This is a genomic window from Pseudomonas sp. EMN2, assembly GCF_009650555.1.
Taxonomy (GTDB): Bacteria; Pseudomonadota; Gammaproteobacteria; order Pseudomonadales; family Pseudomonadaceae; genus Aquipseudomonas; species Aquipseudomonas sichuanensis.
On record NZ_VZZR01000008.1, the window covers coordinates 22123 to 47160 of the forward strand.

At 63.9% G+C, this 25038-nt stretch carries 19 protein-coding genes; 6 read left to right on the top strand and 13 right to left on the bottom strand.

Features of this window, described 5'->3' with window-relative positions:
• Positions 1 to 185: 185 nt before the first annotated feature.
• Positions 186 to 1184, bottom strand: coding sequence for an FAD:protein FMN transferase (locus tag F6X61_RS01865; RefSeq protein WP_153785121.1), 999 nt, complete (start codon positions 1182 to 1184; stop codon positions 186 to 188).
• Positions 1185 to 1365: 181 nt separating this feature from the next.
• Positions 1366 to 2829 (bottom strand): glyceraldehyde-3-phosphate dehydrogenase, encoded by a 1464-nt coding sequence (locus F6X61_RS01870; protein ID WP_110993536.1) that lies wholly within the window; start codon positions 2827 to 2829, stop codon positions 1366 to 1368.
• Between the two features lie 167 nt (positions 2830 to 2996).
• On the opposite strand from F6X61_RS01870, the gene mfd reads away from it, so the two are divergent.
• From mfd to F6X61_RS01885, 3 genes are read left to right on the top strand one after another with little or no spacing between them, the layout of a single operon-like run.
• Positions 2997 to 6446: a transcription-repair coupling factor gene (mfd, locus tag F6X61_RS01875; protein ID WP_153785122.1), complete on the top strand. Its 3450-nt coding sequence runs from the start codon at positions 2997 to 2999 to the stop codon at positions 6444 to 6446.
• A 9-nt stretch (positions 6447 to 6455) separates the two neighbouring features.
• Entirely contained in the window at positions 6456 to 7016 is a 561-nt protein-coding gene (locus F6X61_RS01880) for a CsiV family protein (protein WP_153785123.1), read from the top strand.
• A gap of 1 nt (position 7017) precedes the next feature.
• Positions 7018 to 10365, top strand: coding sequence for a DEAD/DEAH box helicase (locus F6X61_RS01885; RefSeq protein ID WP_153785124.1), 3348 nt, complete (start codon positions 7018 to 7020; stop codon positions 10363 to 10365).
• A 108-nt stretch (positions 10366 to 10473) separates the two neighbouring features.
• On the opposite strand, the gene nagZ is transcribed toward F6X61_RS01885, so the two are convergent.
• From nagZ to F6X61_RS01900, 3 genes are read right to left on the bottom strand one after another with little or no spacing between them, the layout of a single operon-like run.
• On the bottom strand, positions 10474 to 11472 hold the full coding sequence (gene nagZ, locus F6X61_RS01890; RefSeq protein WP_178125739.1) for a beta-N-acetylhexosaminidase: 999 nt from the start codon (positions 11470 to 11472) through the stop codon (positions 10474 to 10476).
• Positions 11473 to 11494: 22 nt separating this feature from the next.
• Complete coding sequence (locus tag F6X61_RS01895; protein ID WP_153785126.1) at positions 11495 to 12019, bottom strand: L,D-transpeptidase; 525 nt, start codon at positions 12017 to 12019, stop codon at positions 11495 to 11497.
• 40 nt (positions 12020 to 12059) lie between these two features.
• A complete protein-coding gene (locus F6X61_RS01900) occupies positions 12060 to 12764 on the bottom strand; it encodes a TetR/AcrR family transcriptional regulator (RefSeq protein ID WP_153785127.1) in 705 nt (234 codons plus the stop codon).
• A 219-nt stretch (positions 12765 to 12983) separates the two neighbouring features.
• Here F6X61_RS01900 and lexA point away from each other — a divergent pair, with 219 nt between their 5' ends.
• Both lexA and sulA read left to right on the top strand, forming a co-directional pair.
• Positions 12984 to 13592 carry a transcriptional repressor LexA gene (gene lexA / locus F6X61_RS01905; protein ID WP_153785128.1) on the top strand — a complete coding sequence of 203 codons (609 nt, stop codon included), beginning with the start codon at positions 12984 to 12986 and terminating at the stop codon, positions 13590 to 13592.
• Positions 13593 to 13605: 13 nt separating this feature from the next.
• Positions 13606 to 14082, top strand: a complete 477-nt coding sequence (sulA, locus tag F6X61_RS01910; protein WP_153785129.1) for an SOS-induced cell division inhibitor SulA — start codon at positions 13606 to 13608, stop codon at positions 14080 to 14082.
• 51 nt (positions 14083 to 14133) lie between these two features.
• On the opposite strand, the gene F6X61_RS01915 is transcribed toward sulA, so the two are convergent.
• From F6X61_RS01915 to F6X61_RS01945, 7 genes are all read right to left on the bottom strand, one after another.
• Positions 14134 to 14367, bottom strand: a complete 234-nt coding sequence (locus tag F6X61_RS01915) for a hypothetical protein (RefSeq protein WP_043215749.1) — start codon at positions 14365 to 14367, stop codon at positions 14134 to 14136.
• 53 nt (positions 14368 to 14420) lie between these two features.
• A complete protein-coding gene (locus tag F6X61_RS01920; protein WP_153785130.1) occupies positions 14421 to 14942 on the bottom strand; it encodes a DUF6586 family protein in 522 nt (173 codons plus the stop codon).
• 145 nt (positions 14943 to 15087) lie between these two features.
• Positions 15088 to 17697, bottom strand: a complete 2610-nt coding sequence (gene topA / locus F6X61_RS01925; RefSeq protein WP_153785131.1) for a type I DNA topoisomerase — start codon at positions 17695 to 17697, stop codon at positions 15088 to 15090.
• Positions 17698 to 17797: 100 nt separating this feature from the next.
• Positions 17798 to 18049, bottom strand: a complete 252-nt coding sequence (locus tag F6X61_RS01930) for a DUF1653 domain-containing protein (RefSeq protein ID WP_110993547.1) — start codon at positions 18047 to 18049, stop codon at positions 17798 to 17800.
• A gap of 78 nt (positions 18050 to 18127) precedes the next feature.
• Positions 18128 to 19303 (bottom strand): acetyl-CoA C-acyltransferase FadA, encoded by a 1176-nt coding sequence (gene fadA / locus F6X61_RS01935; RefSeq protein ID WP_110993548.1) that lies wholly within the window; start codon positions 19301 to 19303, stop codon positions 18128 to 18130.
• A gap of 31 nt (positions 19304 to 19334) precedes the next feature.
• The gene (gene fadB, locus F6X61_RS01940; RefSeq protein WP_153785132.1) at positions 19335 to 21482 is read right to left on the bottom strand and encodes a fatty acid oxidation complex subunit alpha FadB; all 2148 of its coding nucleotides are present in this window, start codon (positions 21480 to 21482) and stop codon (positions 19335 to 19337) included.
• A 478-nt stretch (positions 21483 to 21960) separates the two neighbouring features.
• Positions 21961 to 22398: a hypothetical protein gene (locus F6X61_RS01945; protein ID WP_153785133.1), complete on the bottom strand. Its 438-nt coding sequence runs from the start codon at positions 22396 to 22398 to the stop codon at positions 21961 to 21963.
• A 110-nt stretch (positions 22399 to 22508) separates the two neighbouring features.
• Here F6X61_RS01945 and F6X61_RS01950 point away from each other — a divergent pair, with 110 nt between their 5' ends.
• Positions 22509 to 22952: a universal stress protein gene (locus F6X61_RS01950; RefSeq protein WP_153785134.1), complete on the top strand. Its 444-nt coding sequence runs from the start codon at positions 22509 to 22511 to the stop codon at positions 22950 to 22952.
• 54 nt (positions 22953 to 23006) lie between these two features.
• Here F6X61_RS01950 and F6X61_RS01955 read toward each other — a convergent pair whose 3' ends face one another.
• Positions 23007 to 24935: an ATP-binding cassette domain-containing protein gene (locus tag F6X61_RS01955; protein WP_153785135.1), complete on the bottom strand. Its 1929-nt coding sequence runs from the start codon at positions 24933 to 24935 to the stop codon at positions 23007 to 23009.
• Between the last annotated feature and the right edge of the window lie 103 nt (positions 24936 to 25038).

The window sequence follows — 25038 nt, forward strand, 5'->3', positions numbered from 1 at the left end:
GGCCCGCCGGCCGGCTGGCCGCGGGGCGCGATCATGTCGCCTTAGCGCCATGAGAAAATTCGGGTGCAGTCTAATCAAGCGTGAACGCCGCGCACATTAACCCTTGGTCGCGTCGTAGGCCACTTTTGCCTGCACTACATGTGGTTTCACCGAATCCATGGTGGCGATCATCCGTGGCTTGCCTTTCATTCGCCTTTCAGCGCCCGCTCGAACGCCGGGGTGGAACGGGAGACGAAGCCACCTTCGGCCCGAGTCACCAGCACCGCGGCGATACCTTGGGCAATGGCGAAGTCCCAGCCCTGCTGCGGCCCCAGGATCAACAACAGGGTCGAGTAGCCGTCGGCCAGCAAGGCCGAAGCGTCAAGCACGGTCACCGAGGCCAGGTCATGTTCGACCGGGCGCCCGAGGCGGGCATCGAAGGTGTGCGAAAAGCGCTGGCCATTGTCCTCGAAATACTGCCGATAGTCACCCGAGGTCGACACCGCCAGCCCTTGCACGGCAATGACCTGGCGGGCGACCTGACGATCTTCGCGGGGCAGCTCCAGGGCCACCCGCCAGGGGCTGCCATCGGGCTTGCGGCCCACGGCCTTGAGCTCGCCGGTGGCCTCGGCGAGGAAGCTGTCGATGCCCATCTTTTGCAGGTGCGCGGCGATCAGGTCGACCGCATGGCCGGCGGCGATGCTGTTGAAGTCCAGCTCGATCGGCGCGTCCTTGCACAGGTTTTCGCCCTCGATGCGCAAGTGGCGGTAGCCGACCCGCTGACGGGCCAGGGCCAGCGCCTGGGCGTCGGGCACCTTGAGTTGGCGGGCTTGCGGGCCGAAACCCCAGAGGTCCAGCAGCGGCTCGACGGTGAGGTCGAAGGCGCCCTGGCTCTGCTCGGCCAGATGCTGGCCGAAGGTGACCAGTTCGAGCATGTCGGCATCGACGGGCAGGCACTGGTTGGCCGGCAGCTGGTTGAAGCGGCTGACGGTGGAGTCACCGCGGTAGGTGGAGTAATGCGCGTCGATGGACTGCAGGATGTTTTCGACGGCCGCCTGCACCCGCTCCGGCGCCGGGCCGCCGGCCTGGCGCACGTACTGGATGCTGTAGCTGCTGCCCATGGTCGGGCCGCCGAAGCGTTCGAGGGTGGGGCCCTGTTCGCAGCCAGCCAGGAGCATCAGGATGGACAAGAGTGCTGCGCGCAAATTGAATGTCTCGATAGTCAGGGCCGACCTTATCGCGGGGCAAGTCCGCTCCCACGCCAATCGCAGGACACCTCGTGGGAGCGGGCTTGCCCCGCGATATGGCCATTACAAAAACACCAATGCCAGGCGAAAAAAAACGGGAACCCGAAGGTTCCCGTTTTTTCAACGCATTACAAGCGGATCAGCGTGGAAACGCTGGCGGGTTCACACCGGCCATGTCTTCCATCACACGAACCACCTGGCAGCTGTAGCCGAACTCGTTGTCGTACCAGACGTACAGGACAACGCGGTTGTCGCTGCAGATGGTCGCTTCAGCGTCGACCACACCGGCGTGGCGCGAACCGACGAAGTCGGTGGAAACCACTTCCTGGGAGCTCACGTAGTCGATCTGCTTGTGCAGCTCGGAGTGCATGGCGGTCTGGCGCAGGTACTCGTTGAGCTCTTCGCGGTTGGTGGCCTTCTCAAGGTTCAGGTTGAGGATGGCCATCGACACGTTTGGCGTCGGAACGCGGATCGCGTTGCCGGTCAGCTTGCCCTTGAGCACTGGCAGTGCCTTGGCGGCTGCGGTGGCGGCACCGGTTTCGGTGATGACCATGTTCAGCGGCGCGGCGCGGCCACGACGGCTGCCCTTGTGGAAGTTGTCGATCAGGTTCTGGTCGTTGGTGAACGAGTGAACGGTTTCGACGTGGCCGTTGACGATGCCGTACTGGTCGTTGATGGCCTTGAGCACCGGCACGATGGCGTTGGTGGTGCAGGACGCAGCGGAGATGATCTTGTCATCGGCGCTGATGTCGCCATGGTTGATGCCGTGCACGATGTTCTTCAGCGCGCCCTTGCCCGGTGCGGTGAGGATCACGCGGGCAGCGCCCGGGCAGGCCAGGTGCTGGCCCAGGCCGTCGGCGTCACGCCATACGCCGGTGTTGTCGACGATCAGCGCATCCTTGATGCCGTACTGGGTGTAGTCGACTTCGCTCGGGCTCTTGGCGTAGATCACCTGGATCAGGTTGCCGTTGGCGGTGATGGTGTTGTTGGCTTCGTCGATGGTGATGGTGCCATCGAACGGGCCGTGCACCGAGTCACGACGCAGCAGGCTGGCGCGCTTGACCAGGTCGTTTTCGGCACCCTTGCGCACGACGATGGCGCGCAGGCGCAGGCCGTCGCCACCACCGGTCTTTTCGATCAGGATCCGCGCCAGCAGGCGGCCGATACGGCCGAAGCCGTACAGCACGACGTCGGTGCCCTTGCGTGCGGAGGCGTTCTGCTGACCGACCACATCGGCCAGCTCTTCACGCACGAACTGCTCGGCAGTGCGGCCATTGCCTTCCTGCTTGAACTTGTTGGCCAGCTTGCCCAGGTCAACCGAAGCGGCGCCCAGTTTCAGCTCGCTCATGGCCTTGAGCAGGGGGAATGTCTCGTGGACGGACAGTTCGGTTTCGTCGGTCTGACGGTGACGCGCAAAGCGGTGGGCCTTGAGAATCGAGATAACCGAACGGTTGATCAGGCTGCGGCCATAGATCGAGCTCACCACATTGTTGTTGCGGTAGAGCTGACCGATAAGCGGGATCATCGCTTCAGCCAGGGCTTCACGATCGATCCACTCACCAAGACACTGGTCGGGCTTCTGAGTCACGGTAACCTTCCACATGTAGGGGAACAAAAAAGGGGCTACATTATGACGCCCCGCGGCGTATCGGGCAATGAGCGCCTGTCGCCGGCCACAAGCCCCGTCGCCACGCCCTTTCGAGCCTGACAGCGCGCCCGCTCACCGGTACAATCGACCTCTTTGCCGCAACGCTTGGAGTCGGATCTTCCGTGTCAGTTCTGCGCCTACCGCAAATGTCGGCCACGGCCGGCAAACACACCTGGGGCAACCTGCCCGGTGCCGCCTTGAGCCTGGCCATCGCCGAAGCCGCCAGCAGTGCCGGCCGCTTCACCTTGCTGCTGACCGCCGACAGCCAGGCCGCCGATCGCCTGGAGCAGGAGCTGCGCTTCTTTGCCCCGGACCTGCCGGTGCTGCCCTTCCCCGACTGGGAAACGCTGCCCTACGACCTGTTCTCGCCGCACCAGGACATCATCTCGCAGCGCATCGCCAGCCTGTACCGGCTGCCGGAGCTGGACCACGGCATCCTGGTGGTGCCGGTGACCACCGCCCTGCACCGCCTGGCCCCCACGCGCTTCTTGCTGGGCAGCAGCCTGGTGCTGGACGTGGGCCAGAAGATCGACGTCGAGCAGATGCGCACGCGCCTCGAGGCCAGCGGCTACCGCTGCGTCGACACGGTCTACGAGCATGGCGAGTTCGCCGTGCGCGGGGCGCTGATCGACCTGTTCCCCATGGGCAGCAAGCAGCCGTACCGCATCGACCTGTTCGATGACGAGATCGAGACACTGCGCACCTTCGACCCGGAGACCCAGCGCTCGATCGACAAGGTCGACTCGGTACGCCTGCTGCCGGCCCGCGAGTTCCCCATGCACAAGGACGAGGTGACCCGCTTCAAGGCCCGCTTCCGCGAGCGCTTCGATGTGGACTTCCGGCGCAGCGCGATCTTCCAGGACCTGACCAGCGGCATCATCCCGGCCGGCATCGAGTACTACCTGCCGCTGTTCTTCGAAGAAACCTCTACCCTGTTCGACTACCTGCCGGCGGACACCCAGGTGTTCTCCCTGCCGGGCGTGGAGCAGGCCGCCGAACACTTCTGGAGCGACGTACGCGGGCGCTATGAAGAGCGCCGCGGCGACCTCAGCCGCCCGCTGCTGCCGCCGGCCGAGCTGTTCATGCCGGTCGAGGACTGCTTCGCCAAGCTCAAGCAGTGGCCCCGCGTGGTGGTCAGCACCGATGACCTCGAGGCCGGCGTGGGCCGCGAGCGCTTCCCGGCACGCGCCCTGCCCAACCTGGCCATCGAGGCCAAGGCCAACCAGCCGCTGGCGGCGCTGTCGAACTTCCTCGAGCAGTTCCCGGGCCGCGTGCTGTTCACCGCCGAGTCCGCCGGCCGGCGCGAAGTGCTGCTGGAGCTGCTCGAACGCCTGAAGCTGCGCCCGCAGACCGTCGAGGGCTGGGCCGACTTCATCACCGGCAGCGAGCGCCTGGCGATCACCATCGCCCCGCTCGACGACGGTCTGCTGCTGGACGACCCGGCCGTTGCCCTGGTGGCCGAAAGCCCCTTGTTCGGCCAGCGCGTGATGCAGCGCCGGCGCCGCGACAAACGCGGCGAGGCAGCCAACGACGCGGTGATCAAGAACCTTACCGAGCTGCGCGAAGGCGCGCCGGTGGTGCACATCGACCATGGCGTGGGCCGCTACCTGGGCCTGGCCACGCTGGAAATCGACAGCCAGGCCGCCGAGTTCCTCACCCTTGAATACGCCGAAGGCGCCAAGCTCTACGTGCCGGTCGCCAACCTGCACCTGATCGCCCGCTACACCGGCAGCGACGACGCCCTGGCACCGCTGCACCGGCTGGGTTCGGAAGCCTGGCAGAAGGCCAAGCGCAAAGCCGCCGAACAGGTGCGCGACGTCGCCGCCGAACTGCTCGACATCTATGCCCGCCGCGCCGCGCGCAAAGGCTACGCCTTCGCCGACCCGGCCGCCGACTACGCCACCTTCAGCGCCGGCTTCCCGTTCGAGGAAACCCCCGACCAGCAGAACGCCATCGAAGCCGTGCGCGAGGACATGCTCGCCGCCAAGCCGATGGACCGCCTGGTGTGCGGCGATGTCGGCTTCGGCAAGACCGAGGTGGCCATGCGCGCGGCATTCATCGCCGTGCACAGCGGCCGCCAGGTGGCGGTGCTGGTGCCGACCACCCTGCTCGCCCAGCAGCACTACAACAGCTTCCGTGACCGCTTCGCCGACTGGCCGGTGACGGTCGAGGTGATGAGCCGCTTCAAGTCGGCCAAGGAGGTCAGCGCCGCTGCCGCCGACCTCGCCGAAGGCAAGATCGACATCCTCATCGGCACCCACAAGCTTTTGCAGGACGATGTGCGCTTCAAGGACCTGGGCCTGGCGATCATCGACGAGGAACACCGTTTCGGCGTGCGCCAGAAAGAGCAGCTCAAGGCCCTGCGCAGCGAAGTGGACATCCTCACCCTGACCGCCACGCCGATCCCGCGAACGCTGAACATGGCGGTGTCGGGCATGCGCGACCTGTCGATCATCGCCACCCCGCCGGCGCGTCGCCTGTCGGTACGCACCTTCGTCATGGAGCAGAACAAGAGCACGGTCAAGGAAGCGCTGCTGCGTGAGCTGCTGCGCGGCGGCCAGGTGTACTACCTGCACAACGACGTGAAGACCATCGAGAAGTGCGCCGCCGAACTGGCCGAGCTGGTCCCGGAAGCACGCATCGGCATCGGCCACGGGCAGATGCGCGAGCGCGAGCTCGAACAGGTGATGAGCGACTTCTACCACAAGCGTTTCAACGTGCTGATCGCCTCGACCATCATCGAAACCGGTATCGACGTGCCCAGCGCCAACACCATCGTCATCGAGCGCGCCGACAAGTTCGGCCTGGCGCAGTTGCACCAGCTGCGCGGCCGGGTTGGCCGCAGCCACCACCAGGCCTACGCCTACCTGCTGACGCCGCCGCGCCAGCAGATCAGCGCCGATGCCGAAAAGCGCCTGGAAGCCATCGCCAACACCCAGGACCTGGGTGCCGGCTTCGTCCTGGCCACCAACGACCTGGAGATCCGCGGCGCCGGCGAGCTGCTCGGCGACGGCCAGAGCGGGCAGATCCAGGCGGTCGGTTTCACCCTGTACATGGAAATGCTCGAGCGCGCGGTCAAGGCCATCCGCAAGGGCAACCAGCCGAACCTCGAGCAACCGCTTGGCGGCGGCCCGGAGATCAACCTGCGCCTGCCGGCGCTGATCCCCGAGGACTACCTGCCGGATGTGCATGCGCGCCTGATCCTCTACAAACGCATCGCCTCGGCGGCGGACGAGGAAGGCCTCAAGGACCTGCAGGTCGAGATGATCGACCGCTTCGGCCTGCTGCCCGAGCCGAGCAAGAACCTTATGCGCCTGACCCTGCTCAAGCTGCAGGCGGAAAAGCTCGGCATCAAGAAAGTCGATGCCGGCCCCAATGGCGGCAAGCTCGAGTTCGAGGCGCAAACCCCGGTCGACCCGCTGACCCTGATCAAGCTGATCCAGGGCCAGCCCAAACGCTACAAGTTCGAAGGTGCAACCCAGTTCCGCTTCATGGTGCCGATGGAACGCCCCGAAGAACGCTTCAATACTCTGGAGGCGCTGTTCGAGCGCCTGACCCCACAGCCAAACTAAGGAAGTTCCATGCGTGCCATCCGTTGCCTGACCCTGCTGCTGGCGTTGTTCGCCCCGACCGCCTTCGCCGCCGGCCCCTATCAGGTGGAAATGATCCTGGTGCGGCAGAACGCCGTGCCGGCGATCACCAGCCCGTTCGCCCCGGAAGACTGGAGCGCCGGCGCGCCCCGCCTGGAAAAAGCCGCCGAGCGCCCGGCCGGCCTGGGTGACGAAATCACCCGCCTGCAGGCCACCGCCGACTACACCGTGCTGTTGCACAAAGCCTGGCAGCAGGACGGCGAGACCATTGCCCTGAGCGCCGGCAACGAGCAGTTCGGCCACTTCCCCATCGAAGGCAACCTGAGCATCAAGGAAGATCGCTTCATCGCCGTCGACGCCAACTTCTGGGTCAACCAGCTCGACAGCAATGGCAGCGTGCTGCAGAGCGAACAGCTCAAGCAGAGCAACAGCAACATGAAGGCTGGCCAGCTGACCTTCCTCGACGGCGGCCACCTGGCCGTGCTGATCAAGGTATCGCCTGCCGGCATGCGCAAGATGCCGCTGCCGGACCCGGAGATGATGGAGCAGTGAGGTGAGCGAAAGCGATGCGCAGTTCCTCGTCCGTAATCACGACGGCTGGACGTTCGCGTTCGACCGCGGGGCACTGCAGCGCGGCCTGAAGTATGCCGAAGAGGGCAGAAGCGAGATCGTGTCGATCCTCGACATGACCATCCGCGCCGAATGCCATGGCTCCGCTGGCCGCGTCTATTACCAGCGGATCACGCTGGACATGACCGAAGACGGCCTGACGTGTGACGGTACCTGTTCATGCCCGGTAGGCGGGAACTGCAAGCACTGTGCAGCGGCCTTGTTCGTCCTTGGGCGCGGCGCCGAGCATGTCGAAGGTGACCAAGTACTCCCGGCGGCCCACTCGCCAGCCGCGGCGCACTCCCTGGACTTGCCGCCCGAGCTTGCGCACTGGGTGGAGGCGCTCGAGGTACCGGCGACGCCCGCCAGCGAGCCGGCCAAGCGCAAGGGCCCAGCGCTCTACTACCTGCTGGATATCGATCACGGCCGGTGCATGCTCAGCGTGTTCAAGGGCACGCGCCAGGCCGACGGCACCTTGAAACTGACACGCCCCGGCTCGATGTCGGAGCTGATCTATTACACACCGCGCTATGTGACTGACGAAGACCTGCGCACGCTGCGCCTGATCGATGCCATGAGCAAGGATTACGCCCTGCCCATTGCCCGCCTGGAAGGCAAGAAAGGTGCGGACCTTTATGAGTACGCGCTGGCAACCGGCCGGCTGCTGTACAGCGAACAGCAGACCCCGCTCGCCCCAGGGCCCGACCTGCATGCCGATTTTCGCTGGGTGCGGCTGGACAATGGCAGCTACCGCGGCGCCTGGCACCATGAAGACAAGGCGCACTGGCTGGCATTGCCACTGGAACCGCTTTTCTACGTAGACCCGCAAACGGGACAGACCGGCAAACTGCTGCATGATCTCGACCCGTTCATCGCCAGCCAGCTGGCCAGCGCCCCCACGGTCCCGGAACACCTGATCGTGCCCCTGAGCCACCGCCTGAACGCCCTGAATCGCCAGGTACCGACGCCCACGACGGTGCGCAGTGAGCAGATCGAGGACATCCAGCCCACGGCGCGCCTGACCCTCGGCAGCCTCGAATACAGCGCCTACACACCCAAGACCGGGCGCATGCAGCGGCAGATGCAGCACCGCGCCGCGCTGTCGTTCGATTACGATGGCCTACGCACCAGCGGCAACGACAGCAAGCCGCTGACCCGCCTGGTCGACAGCACCAGCCAGCGTATCCGCCGCCAGCCCCAGGCCGAGCAGGCGCTGCGCAATGCGTTGCGCGATGCCGGCTTCAAACCCGCCACCCGCCAGAGCAAAGCGCTGCCCGACAGCGCCGGCGAGATGTATCAGTTGGCCGATGACGAAGCCTGGCTGCGCTTTGCCCGCGAGGGCCTGCCGCGCCTGCGCGAAGCAGGCTGGGCAGTGGATGTGCACCGCGATTTCGCCTTCAATTTGCACGAGGTCGACGACTGGTACGCCACCATCGACGAAGCGCCGGGCCATGAATGGTTCGATCTGGAACTGGGTATCGTGGTCGAGGGCCAGCGCCACAGCCTGCTGCCGATCGTCCTGCAGTTGCTGCGCAGCAGCCCGGAGCTGCTGCGCGCCAGCGAGCTGGCACGGCGCAGCGACGACGAACACCTGCTGATCGACCTCAACCGCGCCCGCCACGACAGCCCTGCCCTGCGCGTCGCCCTGCCCTACGGGCGCATCAAGGCGGTGATGGGCACCCTCGGCGAGCTGTACCTGCACGAAGACGCCGTAGGCCCGAGCCTGCGCCTGGAGCGCGCCGACGCCGCGCGCCTGAACGACATCGAACACCTGCCCCTGCTCTGGGAAGGTGGCGCTCAGGTGCGCGACCTGGGCCGGCGCCTGCGCGACGCCCGCGACCTGCAGGTGCAAGCACCCAAAGGCCTCAATGCCACCCTGCGCCCCTATCAGCAGCAAGGCCTGAACTGGCTGCAAGCCCAGCGCGAGATGGGCACCGGCGCCATCCTCGGCGACGACATGGGCCTGGGCAAAACCCTGCAGACGCTTGCCCACCTGCTGCTGGAGAAAGAGGCCGGGCGCCTGACGCAACCAGCCCTGGCGGTGATGCCCACCAGCCTGGTGCCCAACTGGCTCGACGAAGCCCAGCGTTTCGCCCCCGAGCTACGTGTGCTGGCCCTGCACGGCCCAGGCCGCAACAAACATTTCCCCACATTGGGCGACTACGACCTGGTGCTGACCACCTACGCGCTGGTACCCCGCGACCTTGAACACCTCAAGCCGCAGCCCTGGCACCTGCTGGTACTGGACGAGGCGCAGAACATCAAGAGCAGCACCAGCAAGGCTGCCCAGGCCGTGCGCGAGCTGCAGGCCACCCAGCGGCTATGCCTCACCGGCACGCCCATGGAAAACAACCTGGGCGAGCTGTGGTCGTTGTTCCATTTCCTGATGCCCGGCTGGCTGGGCGACAGCAAGCGCTTTACCCAGGACTACCGCACCCCGATCGAACGCCACGGCGACACCGAGCGCATGGCCCACCTGGCCAGCCGCATCCGCCCGTTCCTGCTGCGCCGCACCAAGGAACAAGTGGCCACCGAGCTGCCGGCCAAGACCGAGATGGTCCACTGGGTCGAACTCAGTGACGCCCAGCGTGACACCTACGAGGCGGTAAGGGTGGCGATGGACAAGAAGGTCCGCGACGAGATCGCTCGTAACGGCGCGGCGCGCAGCCAGATCATCATCCTCGACGCCCTGCTCAAGCTGCGCCAGGTGTGCTGCGACCTGCGCCTGGTCCAGGGCACCGAAAGCAAGGGCAACTTCGCCGACAAGGGCAAGCTGGGCAGCCTGCTGGAGATGCTCGAGGAGCTGCTCAGCGAGGGGCGCAAGGTCCTGCTGTTCTCGCAGTTCACCTCGATGCTGGCGCTGATCGAGTTCGAGCTGGAGAAACGCGGCATCCGCTACAGCCTGCTGACCGGCGATACCCGCGATCGCCGCGCCCCGGTGCAGCAGTTCCAGAACGGCGACAGTGAGGTGTTCCTGATCAGCCTCAAGGCCGGCGGCACCGGCCTGAACCTGACCGCAGCCGACACCGTGATCCACTACGACCCGTGGTGGAACCCGGCCAGCGAAAACCAGGCCACCGACCGCGCCTATCGCATCGGCCAGGACAAGCCGGTGTTCGTGTTCAAGCTGATCACTCGGGGTACGGTTGAAGAGAAGATCCAGCAATTGCAGCAGGAGAAGGCAGCGCTGGCGGCCGGGCTGCTCGATGGTGGGCAGGCCGGGCAGTGGCGGTTGGGGGATGAGGAGATCGACGCGCTGTTCGCCCCCCTGCCGGGCAAGCGCGGGCGTTAATCTGGGTTAGCCAGTGCCGGCCCTTCGCGGGGCAAGCCCGCTCCCACGGGGACAGTGTCGAGCTCAAGGGCTTGTGGGAGCGGGCTTGCCCCGCGATGAGGGGCGAGGTCAATCGACCAGTTGTGCCTCTTTCAACGCACCCAGCGCCTGCAGCCAACGCGGCTGCTGGCGGTAATCGGTGCATGCGAAGCCCTGCCCGCGCATGCGCGCGATGCGCGGCGACGGCTTGACCTTCATGCGCTGCGCTGCGCTCAGGGCCAGCTCCGCCGCCGCCCGGTCGTTGCACACCAAGCCCATGTCGCAACCGGCGCTCAAAGCCGCTTCGATACGGCTAGCGGCATCGCCCACCACATGAGCGCCCGCCATCGACAGGTCATCGCTGAAGATCACCCCATCGAAGCCCATCTCGCCACGCAGGATGTCCTGCAACCAGCGGCGCGAGAAGCCAGCCGGCTGGTTGTCTACCTGCGGGTAGATGACGTGGGCCGGCATCACTGCCGCCAACTGGCCGCTGAGGCGGCTGAACGGCACCAGGTCTGCGGCGCGCAGTTGCTCCAGGCTGCGCTCATCGACCGGGATGGCAACGTGGGAGTCGGCCTCGGCCCAGCCGTGCCCGGGGAAGTGCTTGCCGCAGGCAGCCATGCCGGCGGCATTCATGCCACGGATGAAGGCCCCGGCCAATTGCGTGGCACGCTCGGGGTTACCTTCAAAGGCCCGGCTGCCCACTACGGCGCTGCGCTGATGGTCGAGGTCGAGCACCGGCGCGAAGCTCAGGTCCAGGCCAACCGCCAGGACTTCAGTCGCCATCAACCAGCCGCATTGCTCGGCCAGGTACTCGGCGTTGTCGTTGTCGGCGATCGCGCGCATGGCCGGCAGGCGCACGAAACCTTGGCGCAGACGCTGCACCCGGCCGCCTTCCTGGTCCACTGCAAGGATGAGTTCGGGGCGCACGGCACGGATCGACGCGCACAGCTCGCGCACCTGGCGCGGGCTGTCGATATTGCGGGCGAAGATGATCAAGCCGGCCACTTCGGGCTGGCGCAGCAGATGGCGGTCTTCGGCAGTCAGCCATTTGCCGGCGATATCTACCATCAGAGAGCCTTGCAGGCTGGCGGTCATAGCGAGTCCTTCATTGAAGATTCAGGGAGGCCCAGTACGGGCAAGCGGCCTCGTCTATCCGTACCGGGCAATGGGCGGGTACGCGATCGAACAAGGCAAGCAAATCGTCGTTGCGCAGGCGTACACAGCCATGGGACAGCGGAGTGCCCATAGGTTCAGTGTCGGGTGTGCCATGCAGATAGATGTAACGCTGGAAGGTATCGACCGGGCCCAGCCGGTTGTAACCCGGTTCGCAGCCGCTGAGCCAGAGGATGCGCGTGAGGATCCAGTCACGATCGGGAAACTGCGCTTGCAGCGCCGGCGACCAGACTTCACCCGTCCAGCGCCGGCTGCTGAGCACCGCGCCCTCCGGCAAGCCGCTGCCAATCTTGGCGCGCACCTGATGCAGGCCACGCGGCGTGCACCCGGAGCCTCTGCGCTCTCCTGCGCCATTGAGCGCCGTGGAAATCGGCAGGCGCAGTTGCAATACGCCATGGGCGAAGCCATAGAGGCATTGATCAGCGAGGGAAATGTGCAGGAAATCGAGGTCGGGCATGGCGCTAGCTTATCTGAAGCGCCCTGCTCCGCCCAGTGTGTCAGGCCTTGGCCGGGGCGCTGGTTTTGCTGCGTGGGCGCAGCTGTGCGGCAGCCATGGCCTCGTCGGTGACGCCCGTGTCGGCGCGCATGCCGGCTGCCAGGAACGGCACCATCAGGCGCATCACCTGCTCGATCGAGGTATTGATACCGAAGTCGGTCTCGGCGATGGCGCGCAGGGCCTTGATCCCGGACATGCTGAACGCCGCAGCACCCAGCATGAAATGCACACGCCAGAACAACTCCAGCGGAGGAATGCGCGGGGCCGCCTCGTTGACCAGCAGCATGTAGCGGCGGAACACCTTGCCGTACATGTCTTCCAGGTAGCGCCGCAGGTGTCCCTGGCTCTGGCTGAAGGCCAGGCCCAGCAGGCGCATGAAGATGGACAGGTCGTTGTTGCTGCGCGGCTGTACCGCAAGGGCCTGCTCGACCAGCATCTCCAGCAGCTCTTCAAGCGAAGCCTTGTGCTCGGGGCGCGCCTGGTGGCGCTCCAGCTCACGCTCGAGGCTGGCGCAGAACGGCCCGAGGAACCGCGAGAAAACCGCCTGGATCAGGGCCTTCTTCGAACCGAAGTGATAGTTCACCGCCGCCAGGTTGACCCCCGCCTTGCTGGTAATCAGCCGCAATGAGGTTTCCGCGAACCCGCGTTCCGCGAACAGCTGCTCCGCCGCATCGAGGATGCGTTCAACGGTTTCCGATTGGGCCATGACTACTCCGCCTGACAAACAGTTGTTTGAAACATACGTTTCAGGCCTGCTGATGTCAAGGCTCGGTGACCGGGCAGTCGCCATTTAAAAGCGCCAAGGCACAAGCTGCAAGCGCCAAGATGCGCGGGGCTTTTGATCTTTCTTGCTGCTTGCAGCTTGCAGCTGGCAACCCACTGTATATAATCCCAGTCACTGTATAAAAAGACAGAGTCCTCGCCCATGCTGAAACTGACGCCACGCCAAGCCGAGATCCTGGCTTTCATCAAACGCTGCCTCGAAGACAACGGCTTCCCTCCGACCCGCGCCGAGATCGCTCAGGAACTGGGCTTCAAATCGCCCAATGCGGCCGAGGAACATCTCAAGGCACTGGCACGCAAGGGCGCCATCGAGATGACCCCAGGCGCCTCGCGCGGCATCCGCATCCCCGGCCTGGAAGCCAAGGCCGAAGAGAACGGCCTGCCAATCATTGGCCGAGTCGCCGCAGGTGCGCCGATCCTCGCTGAACAGCACATCGAAGATTCCTGCAGCATCAACCCTGCATTCTTCCACCCCCGCGCCGATTACCTGCTGCGCGTGCACGGCATGAGCATGAAGGACATCGGCATCTTCGACGGCGACCTGCTCGCCGTGCATACCACCCGCGAGGCCCGCAACGGCCAGGTGGTGGTCGCGCGCATCGGTGACGAAGTAACCGTCAAACGCTTCCAGCGTGAAGGCAGCAAGGTCTGGCTGATTGCTGAAAACCCGGAATTCGCCCCTATCGAAGTCGACCTGAAAGAACAGGAACTGGTGATTGAGGGCTTGAGCGTCGGCGTCCTGCGCCGCTGATCGAGGAGGCGTCATGCAGCCGTTCACCACTGCACCGCAACAAGTCCAGTTGCCACTGTTCGAGGCATTTTTCGCCAATCCGGTCTTGCCAGGTTTCAAGGCCCGCGAGCAGCCGCGCAAAAGCCATCAGCCCGAGCTGTTCAGCGAACTGGCTCTGCGCGGCGCCCCCGGCCATTGCCAAAGCCTGTTGGCGCCTGTTTTGCGCGAGCTCAGCGAAGAAGACGACAGCCGCTGGCTCACCCTGATCGCCCCGCCCGCCAGCCTCACGCAGGCATGGTTGCGCGATGCCGGCCTCAACCGCGAACGCATCCTGCTGCTTCAGCCAGGCAGCAACCAGAACGCCCTGCAGCTGGCTTGCGAAGCATTGCGCCTGGGCCACAGCCATACCGTCGTCAGCTGGCTGGGTAGCGTGAGCAACAGCGCTCGGCAACAGCTGCTGCGCGCCGCCGCCAGCGGAAAAGCACAAAGCCTGAACATCCGCCTTGGCTGATGTTCAGGCTTTGCCTGTCATCTGTTTGTAGCCGTGAACCTCTAGCGTGGTTCAGTGAAGGACTCGTGGCCCTTCATCACGCTCGAAATCGCCCTCTACCAAGCGACCGGCCATTTGCACACCGACGCTGAGCATGGCCTTGGCCACTTCCACATGCTGTCCTTGCAGGAATGCCTTGGCATCCTCGGAGAAATCCAGGGTTACCAGGGAACCTTCATCCTCGGCGCGGCGCAGCTCGATCCGGCCATCAGGCAACTCGACAATTTCTAGAAAGGACGTTGACATACTTGGGGCCTGCTTTTCACGAAAGGCCGATAGTGTATCAGCCATGATTGCTGTCAGCACTCACTCAGCGCGTCGCGGAATCGTCTCACCAAGCCCTTCAAGTTCTTGCGCCACTCTTCAAGCTCTTCTTGCGAGAGCTCTAGCGGCTCGGCCTCATCCAGATTGACCGCCTGGATCAACGGCTGGGTAACGTCGGTTTTCGCGCTTTTCTTCGCGACCGGCGGTCGGAACAAATCGGCATAAGCTGCAAGCAGTCGAGCCAGCCAGGTTTCCGGCTGCCGTGCCAGTTCCAGCATCTCTGCCATCTCCGGAATTGCCACGCTCTGCAGCACCTCATCGTTGAGCAGCAGCTCGGCCCGTGCCGCAGCCGCCTGTGGCAGGCGGTAGTAACCCGCGATCTCGTGGCACAACCCCAGCAACGCGCCATACAGGTGGAACAACGCCGCCTCGCGTTCGGCCTGGACCAAGCCCTGGGCGTTCATGGCACCGCTTGTGGTGGCCTTGGCCATGGACTCCAGCGCAAGGCCGGCAAAGAACAGTTTCTGATTGGTGCGGGTGTAGAGTTCCTGGGCCATTTTCGATGACCTCCCATGGGCAGCAAGGCGATGCTGCAGTGTCGGGGATTGGCAAGCATTACCGCAAGCACAAACGATCGCGGGGCAAGCCCGCCCCCACCAAGCAGTGGGAGCGGGCTTGCCCCGCGATTAGGCTGCGCTCAGATCAGCGCTTGTCTTCGACCTTCCATGCCTTGCCGTCGTAGAACGCCTTCCAGCCAGTCGGCTTACCGTCGACTTCAGACTGAACGTACTGCTCCTTGGTCTTGCGGCTGTAACGGATCACTGCCGGGCGGCCTTCGGGGTCTTTTTGCGGCGCTTCGCAGAGGAAGTGGTATTTCGGATCGATCTCGTGCTTGTGCGGCACGATTTCCAGCACCAGCGGCGCACGGGTTTCGCGGTTCTTGGGGAACTGGCTGGCGGCCAGGAACAGACCCGAGGCACCGTCACGCAGCACGTAGGTGTCGTCGACCTTCTCGCACTTGAGCTCGGGCATGTCCACCTTGTCCATCTTCGGCGGCGCCGCCTCGCCGCTTTTGAGCAGCTTGCGGGTGTTCTTGCACGTTGCGTTGGTGCAACCGAAGAACTTGCCGAAACGGCCGGTCTTGAGCTGCATCTCGCTGCCGCACTTGTCGCATTCCAGGCTCGGCCCTTCGTAACCCTTGATGCGGTAGCTGCCCTCTTCGATCTCGTAGCCGACGCAATCCGGGTTGTTGCCACAGATGTGCAGCTTGCGCTTCTCGTCGAGCAGGTAGGCGTCCATCGCGGTCGAGCAGATAGGGCAGCGATGCTTGCCACGCAATACCAGCGACTCGGACTCACCTTCGTCGTCGGCAGCGATCTCGTCGCCCGGCACCAGGTTCACCGTGGCCTTGCAACGCTCTTTGGGTGGCAGGCTATAGCCCGAGCAACCCAGGAACACGCCGGTGGAAGCGGTACGGATCATCATCGGCCGCCCGCATTCCTTGCACTCGATATTGGTTGGGGTCGGCTGGTTGGCACGCATGCCATGCTCGCTGGACTCGGCGGTCTGCAGCTTCTTGCTGAAGTCACCGTAGAACTCGTCCAGCACGTTCTTCCAGTCACGCTCGCCCTGGGCCACGTCGTCGAGGTTTTCTTCCATGCCTGCGGTGAAGCCGTAGTCCATCAGGTTGGAGAAACTCTCCGACAGGCGCTCAGTGACGATGTCGCCCATCTTCTCGGAGTAGAAGCGGCGGTTGTGCAAGGTCACATAACCGCGATCCTGAATGGTCGAAATGATCGCGGCATAGGTCGATGGTCGGCCGATACCACGCTTTTCCATTTCCTTGACCAGGCTGGCTTCGGTGAAGCGCGCCGGTGGCTTGGTGAAGTGCTGGCTAGGGTCGATCTGGATCAGCTTGAGCGCTTCGCCCTGCGCCATGTCTGGCAGCACGTCGTCTTCGCCTGGCTTGCTCTGCTGCGGCAAGACGCGGGTGTAACCGTCGAACTTGAGGATGCGGCCTTTGGCACGCAGCTCGAAATCGCCAGCCGCCACGGTAACGCTGGTGGACAGGTACTGCGCCGGCGGCATCTGGCAGGCCAGGAACTGGCGCCAGATCAGTTCGTACAGGCGCTCGGCATCACGCTCCATGCCGGTGAGCTTGGTCGGGTGGGTGTTGACGTCGGACGGGCGAATCGCCTCGTGCGCTTCCTGGGCCCCTTCCTTGCTGCCGTAGACGATGGGCGCGGCCGGCAGGTACTGCTTGCCGAACTCTTTCTCGATGTAGCTGCGCGCCATTTCCACGGCATCGACCGACAGGTTGGTCGAGTCGGTACGCATGTAAGTGATGTAACCGGCTTCATACAGACGCTGGGCCATCATCATGGTTTTCTTCACCCCATAGCCCAGGCGGTTGCTCGCGGCTTGCTGCAGGGTGGAAGTGATGAACGGTGCCGAGGGCTTGCTGCTGGTCGGCCGGTCTTCGCGCTTGCTGACGCTGTAGCTCGACGCCTTGAGCTTCTCCAGGGCGGCCATGGCCTGGGCTTCGTTGAGCGGCTTGAAGGCTTCGCCCTTCTCGCGCGCCACTTCGAAGCGCACCTTGGCGTTCTTGGCGGTGCCCAGGTCGGCGTGGACTTCCCAGTACTCTTCCGGATTGAAGGCGCGGATCTCGCGCTCACGCTCGACGACCAGCTTCACCGCCACCGACTGCACACGGCCAGCGGACAGGCCACGGGCGATCTTGGCCCACAGCAACGGCGAAACCATGTAACCCACCACACGATCGAGGAAGCGACGCGCCTGCTGGGCATTGACCCGAGCGATGTCGAGTTCGCCCGGATGCGAGAACGCTTCCTGGATGGCTTTCTTGGTAATTTCGTTGAACACCACACGCTTGTAGCGGGTGTCATCACCACCGATTGCTTCGCGCAGGTGCCAGGCAATGGCTTCCCCCTCGCGATCCAAGTCGGTTGCGAGATAGATGGTGTCGGCATCCTTGGCCAGGCGGCGCAGCTCTTCGATCACCTTCTCCTTGCCGGGAAGGATCTCGTACTTGGCTTTCCAGCCGGCCTCAGGGTCGACGCCCATGCGCGCCACCAGCGTGCGGCGGGCCTTTTCCTTGGGCGACAGTGCCGGCGCCTCAGCTGCGGCCTTGCCACGCTTGGCCGCCGGCTCCTTGCTCGCACTGGCGGAACCGCTGGTGGGGAGGTCGCGGATATGGCCGATACTCGACTTCACCACGTACTGGTTGCCCAGGTACTTGTTGATGGTCTTGGCCTTGGCCGGGGATTCCACAATGACCAGCGATTTGCCCATGGATCGGAGTATTCCTGAATCTGAAGATGAAAAACGCGTCAGGTGCCGGACGCGGCACCGCTATATATAGTGGCAAAACAGTGAGGTCAAGCGCGAACGCTCAGTCGCCGGCCTTGGCCAACAACCCGGACAGCCCTTCTTCGGCCTCGACCAAAGCAAAGCGTGGCACCTGCTCGCCGTCAACCTCGACCGACTCCAGGAACATCGAAAGCGGCCTCACCCACAGGCCGAATTCGCCGTACAGGGCCTGGTAGAACACCACCCACTCCTCGGTCTCGGAGTGGCGCGCAGCGCCGAACACACGATACTCGGGGCCCTTGTAGTGCCGGTACACACCGGGTTGTATCTGCATGTCGCCCTGCCTCTTGAACAAATCCTGTAAAAAACAAAAACCGGGGCACAGGGCCCCGGTTGCTGCCTTGCGACGCGATCAGACGCGTTCGAAGACAGTGGTGATGCCTTGACCCAGGCCGACGCACATGGTCGCCACGCCGAGCGTGCCGCCATTCTGCTTCATGACGTTGAGCAGGGTGCCGGAAATTCGCGCACCCGAGCAACCGAACGGGTGGCCCAAAGCGATGGCGCCGCCGTGCAGGTTAACCTTCTCATCCATCTTGTCGAGCACTTTCAGATCTTTCAGCACCGGCAGGGCCTGTGCAGCGAAGGCTTCGTTGAGCTCGATGAAGTCGATGTCAGCCATGCTCAGGCCGGCGCGCTTGAGGGCTTTCTGCGTCGAAGGCACCGGGCCGTAACCCATGATGGCCGGGTCCACGCCCGCCACCGCCATCGAGCGGATCACCGCCAGCGGCTGGATGCCCAGGTCCATGGCGCGCTGGCCGGACATGACGATCATGCACGAAGCGCCGTCAGTGATCTGCGACGAAGTACCGGCGGTAACGGTGCCCCCTTTCGGGTTGAAGGCCGGCTTGAGCGATGCCAGGCCTTCGAGGGTGGTTTCCGGGCGAATGGTCTCGTCGAAGTCGAAGACCTTCAGGAAGCCGTTCTCGTCATAGCCCTGCATCGGGATGATCTCGTCCTTGAACTTGCCTTCCACCGTCGCCTTGTGGGCGAGCTGGTGCGAACGCAGGCCGAACAGGTCCTGCTGCTCGCGGCTGATGCCGTGCATCTTGCCCAGCATCTCGGCGGTCAGGCCCATCATCCCGGAGGCCTTGGCGGCGTGCAGGGACATGTGCGGGTTCGGGTCCACGCCGTGCATCATGCTCACGTGGCCCATGTGCTCGACACCGCCGATGACGAACACGTCACCGTTGCCGGTCATGATCGCCTGGGCGGCGGTATGCAGCGCGCTCATCGACGAGCCGCACAGGCGGCTGACGGTTTGCGCGGCAGAAGTGTGCGGGATCTGGGTCATCAGCGACGCCATGCGCGCGATGTTCCAGCCCTGCTCCAGGGTCTGGTTGACGCAGCCCCAGATCACGTCCTCGACTTCTTTCGGATCGACCTTGTCGTTGCGCTCCAGCAGCTTGCTGATCAGGTGCGCGGACATGTCTTCGGCACGGGTGTTGCGGTGCATGCCACCCTTGGAGCGGCCCATCGGCGTGCGACCGAAGTCAACAATCACCACGTCTCTTGGATTCAGGCTCATATCAGTATTCTCGCTCTAGCTCGTTGGGCGCTCAGTTGAAGAAGCGCTGGCCGCTCTTGGCCATTTCGCGCAGCTTCGCAGTGGGGTGGTACAGCGGCCCCAGGTCGGCGTACTTGTCGGCCAGCGCGACGAACTCGGCGACCCCGATCGAATCGATGTAGCGCAGCGCGCCACCGCGGAATGGAGGGAAACCGATGCCGTAGACCAGGCCCATGTCGGCTTCGGCGGCGGTTTCGACGATGCCGTCTTCCAGGCAGCGCACGGTCTCCAGGCACAGCGGGACCATCATCCAGTTGATGATGTCTTCGTCGCTAACCTCACGCTGTTCGAAGACGATCGGCTTGAGTACGTCGAGCACGTCGGCATCGAAGACTTTCTTCGGCTTGCCGCGCTTGTCGGTCTCGTAGGCGTAGAAGCCCTTGCCGTTCTTCTGGCCCAGGCGGTTGGCCTCGTACAGCGCGTCGACGGCAGAACGACGATCGTCCTTCATGCGGTCCGGGAAGCCATCAGCCATCACGTCACGGCCATGGTGGCCGGTGTCGATACCGACCACATCCATCAGGTAGGCCGGGCCCATCGGCCAGCCGAACTTTTCCATGACCTTGTCGATGCGCACGAAGTCGACACCGGCGCTGACCAGCTTGGCGAAGCCGCCGAAGTACGGGAACAGCACGCGGTTGACCAGGAAGCCCGGGCAGTCGTTGACCACGATCGGGTTCTTGCCCATTTTCTTGGCGTAGGCCACGGTGGTGGCAACGGCCACTTCACTGGACTTCTCGCCACGGATGACTTCGACCAGCGGCATCATGTGCACCGGGTTGAAGAAGTGCATGCCGACGAAGTTCTCGGGACGTTTGAGTGCCTTGGCCAGCAGGTTGATCGAGATGGTCGAGGTGTTGGAGGCCAGAATGGCGTCCTCTTTCACCTGCCCTTCCACCTCGGCCAGGACCGCTTGCTTGACCTTCGGGTTCTCGACCACGGCCTCGACCACGATATCGACGTTGGCGAAATCGCCATACGACAGGGTCGGGCGAATGGCGTTGAGCGCTTCGGCCATCTTCGCAGGGGTCAGGCGGCCTTTCTCGACGCGCTTGCCGAGCAGCTTGGACGCCTCGTTCAGGCCCAGCTGGATGGCTTCCTCGCGGATGTCCTTCATCAGGATCGGCGTGCCCTTGACGGCCGACTGATAGGCGATGCCGCCGCCCATGATGCCGGCGCCGAGCACGGCGGCCTGCTTCACGTCGTGGGCGATCTCGTCATGGGCCTTGGCCTTGCGCTTGAGCTCCTGGTCGTTCAGGAACAGGCCGATCAGGCTCTCGGCAACCGAGGTCTTGGCCAGCTTGGCGAAGCCAGCAGCCTCGACTTCCAGCGCCTTGTCACGGCCGAAGTTGGCGGCCTTCTGGATGCTCTTGATGGCTTCGACCGGCGCCGGGTAGTTCGGGCCGGCCTGGCCTGCTACGAAGCCCTTGGCAGTCTCGAAGGCCATCATCTGTTCGATGGCGTTGAGCTTGAGCTTCTCGAGCTTGGGCTGGCGCTTGGCCTTGTAGTCCAGCTCGCCACTGATGGCGCGCTTGATCAGGTCCAGGGCACCCGCCTGCAGCAGCTCAGGGGTAACCACGGCATCGACGGCGCCGACTTTCAGGGCGTCTTCGGCACGGTTTTCCTTGCCCGAGGCGATCCACTCGATGGCGTTGTCCGAGCCAACCAGGCGCGGCAGGCGCACGGTACCGCCAAAGCCTGGGTAGATGCCCAGCTTGACTTCCGGCAGGCCGATCTTGGCAGTGCTGGACATGATCCGGTAATCGGCGGCCAGGCACATCTCCAGGCCACCGCCCAGGGCGATGCCGTTGATGGCGGCGACCGTCGGCACTTCGAGGTCTTCGAAGGCGTTGAAGATACGGTTGGCTTCCAGGTTGCCGGCAACCAGCTCGGCCTCGGGCAGCTTGAAGTTATCGACAAACTCGGTGATGTCGGCGCCGACGATGAACACGTCCTTGCCACTGCTGACGATCACGCCCTTGACCGAAGCGTCGGCCTTGATGGCGTCGACGGCCTCGCGCAGCTCGTTCAGAGTGAGGCGGTTGAACTTGTTGACGGACTCACCCTTGAGGTCGAACTTCAGTTCGACGATGCCGCTTTCAAGAGCCTTAACCGTGATGGCTTTACCTTCGTAAATCATCAACTGATCTCCACGATATGGAAGCTGAACTGTACACGCCGATCGCTGGCGCAAGAGCCGGTCTGCCGGTGTCTTGCCGCAGGCACACCCGTCGGCGCGCTAATCGGGTTCTGTAAGAGCGATCTGACATACAAACGCTCAATTCATACGCCCGTTTGATTTGGGTGTGCACACATTCTCCGAAAAGATCGGCGTTGTCAAATGCTCTCAAGCACCTTGAAAACGCGACTTTCCAGTCATTTTGTACGCTGCAGGCATGAAGCATGATGACAGTGATCGCCGACCATTCATGTCAGCGATAGACCATGGGCAAGCGCTGACGGCCGCATTTTGTTAAACACGCTCGCCAACACTGGCTACACTGCCAGGTGTTCAACGTGTTCCCGGCCTGCCTGGCCTTTTCTGCGCAGCAGAACGCAAAGCGGCGCGCTGGAGCCTTTCGGTTCCTGCGCGCCGCTTTGTCGTTGTGCAATGGAAGTCAGGCGAGGGTTTCAAGCGTTGCGGCAATATCCTGCAAAACAGATTCATCGCCACGCTCTCCCCAGAACAGGGCGATCATCCTGGTGTCGGCCTCGGCCTTGTAGACGCTCTCGGGCAAGCGCCCAAAGGCCTCGAGCAACCGCGGATCCTCGCAGGGTTCGCGGTAGCGGTCCCACCACACACCCGGGCTGACCTGCCAGTAGCACCAGCTGTCATCACGCCCCTTGCGCCGTGCCCGGTGGTACTGCGGGCAAGGGCTGGGCGGCTGTTTTTCCAACCAGTGCGGCCAGTCCTGCGGCGCCAGGTGCATGGCCAGGCCCATGCGCCGCCCCTCCAGGCGCAGATTCATCTGCCGGCTCTGCTTGCGCGAGGGGCGCAACCAGGCGAGCGGGCTGAGAATCAGTGCAAGGATTGACACCACCAGCCATACCGTCATATCTGTAGACCTTATAAAGCGTTGCAAATGAGCGGGTTACTCATGCTTCACGGACGACCCGCGCGAAAGCGACCATACTTCTTCTATCGCGATTGTCAGGAGTACAGCTCATGTCCTACGAACATCTTCTGGTCGCCGTCGACCTGACCGAAGAATGCGACCCGGTGATCAAGCGCGCCAAAGCGATCGCCCTGGCCAGCGGCGCGAAGGTCTCCCTGGTGCACATCGTCGAGCCCATGGCCATGGCCTTTGGCGGTGACGTGCCGATGGACCTCTCGCAGTTGCAGCAGCAACAGTTCGATCAGGCCAAGGAACGCATGGACCGCCTGTTCAACAAGTACCCGGACATCAACCGCGGCGATTCACACCTGGTTTATGGCCAGCCGCGCCAGGAAATTCACCAATTGGCGAAAGACCAGAAGTGCGACCTGATCGTGGTCGGCAGCCATGGCCGGCATGGCCTGGCACTGCTGCTGGGCAGCACCGCCAACGATGTGCTGCATGGCGCGCCGTGCGACGTATTGGCAGTACGCCTGCTGAAAAAAACCGAGTGATGCCTTGATCGCGGGGCAAGTCGGAGCGGCGATCCGACTTGCCCCGCGATGATGTCAGCCTTCCAGCTCAGCCCAGCGCTCTACCAGCGCATCCAGCTCACCCTGCAGCTTCTCGATCTTGGCCAGCACCGCCGAAGTCTCGGCAATCGGCCGCTGATAGAAGCCCGCAGCGTTCACTTCTTCCTGCGCCTGGGCCATGCGCTGCTCCACCTCGTCGATTTGCCCTGGCAGCATCTCCAGCTCACGCTGCAGCTTGTAGCTGAGTTTTTTCTTCGACGCGTCGGGGGCCGCAGCAACCGGAGCGGGGGCAACCGGCTCCGCCACTTTCTCGACCACTGCACTGTTGAGTTCGGACTTGCCGCCCTTGCTTTCGGTCACGCCCAGCAGCTTCGGCGAACCACCCTGGCGAATCCAGTCTTCGTAGCCGCCCACGTACTCGCGCACGCGCCCTTCACCTTCGAACACCAGGGTGCTGGTGACCACGTTATCGAGGAAAGCCCGGTCGTGGCTGACCATCAGTACCGTGCCTTTGTAGTTCGACAGCACTTCTTCGAGCAGCTCGAGGGTTTCCACGTCCAGGTCGTTGGTCGGTTCGTCCAGCACCAGCAGGTTGGCTGGCTTGCTGAACAGCTTGGCCAGCAGCAGGCGGGCACGCTCACCACCGGACAAGGCCTTGACCGGGGTACGGGCACGCTGGGGGCTGAACAGGAAATCGCCGAGGTAGCTCAGCACATGACGGCTCTGGCCATCGATTTCGATGAAGTCGCGGCCTTCGGCCAGGTTATCGATAACGGTCTTCTCCAGATCGAGCTGGTGACGCATCTGGTCGAAGTAGGCCACTTCCAGCTTGGTGCCGATCTCGACCTTGCCCGCTGTCGGCTGCAGATCACCCAACATCAGCTTGAGCAACGTGGTCTTGCCCGTGCCGTTGGCGCCGAGCAGGCCGATACGGTCCTGGCGCTGCAGCACCATGGAGAAGTCCTTGACCAGCTTCGGCCCGCCCTGATGCGCGAAGCTGACGTCTTCGAGCAACATCACTTGCTTGCCGGACTTGTCCGCCACTTCGATCTGGATGTTCGCCTTGCCCTGGCGCTCGCGGCGCTCGCCACGCTCCACACGCAGCGCCTTGAGCGCGCGCACGCGGCCTTCGTTACGGGTACGCCGGGCCTTGATGCCCTGGCGGATCCACACCTCTTCCTGGGCCAGGCGCTTGTCGAACAGCGCATTGGCGGTCGCCTCGGCAGCCAGTTCGGCCTCCTTGTGCACCAGGAAGCTGGCGTAGTCGCCGTTCCAGTCGATCAGGCCGCCACGATCCAGCTCCAGGATGCGCGTCGCCAGGTTCTGCAGGAATGAACGGTCGTGGGTGATGAACAGCACCGCACCGTTGAAGCTGTTCAAGGCCTCTTCCAGCCAGGCGATGGCGCCGATGTCCAGGTGGTTGGTGGGCTCGTCGAGCAGCAGCAGGTCCGGTTCGGACACCAGCGCCTGGGCCAGCAGCACACGGCGGCGCCAGCCACCGGACAGCTCGGCCAGGGTCTTGTCGGCCGGCAGTTGCAGGCGGCTGAGGGTGCTTTCGACCACCTGCTGCAGACGCCAGCCATCACGCGCTTCCAGCTCGTGCTGAACGTGCATCAGCTTGTCCAGGTCTTCGGCAGTGTGGATGTTCAGGCTCAGGTGGTGGTACTCGGCCAGCAGCTCACCCACGCCATCCAGGCCAGCGGCCACCACGTCGAACACCGTGCGCTCGTCGGCCACCGGCAGTTCCTGCGGCAGTTCACCGATCTTGAGGCCCGGGGCACGCCAGATATCACCATCGTCGGCTTTCTGCTCGCCCTTGATCAGGCGCAGCATGCTTGACTTGCCTGTACCGTTGCGGCCGATGATGCACACCCGCTCACCACGGGCGATCTGCCAGGAAACCTTGTCCAGCAACGGCATGGCGCCGAATGCGAGGGACACATCGCTGAATTTGAGCAGGGTCATGATCATCTCCAAAAACCGGGCGCGCATTCTACCCGACTTGCCTGCGCACGGCATTAAAACCGCGTTGCCAGCAGCATCGCGTCGGATAACAACTCGATACAAG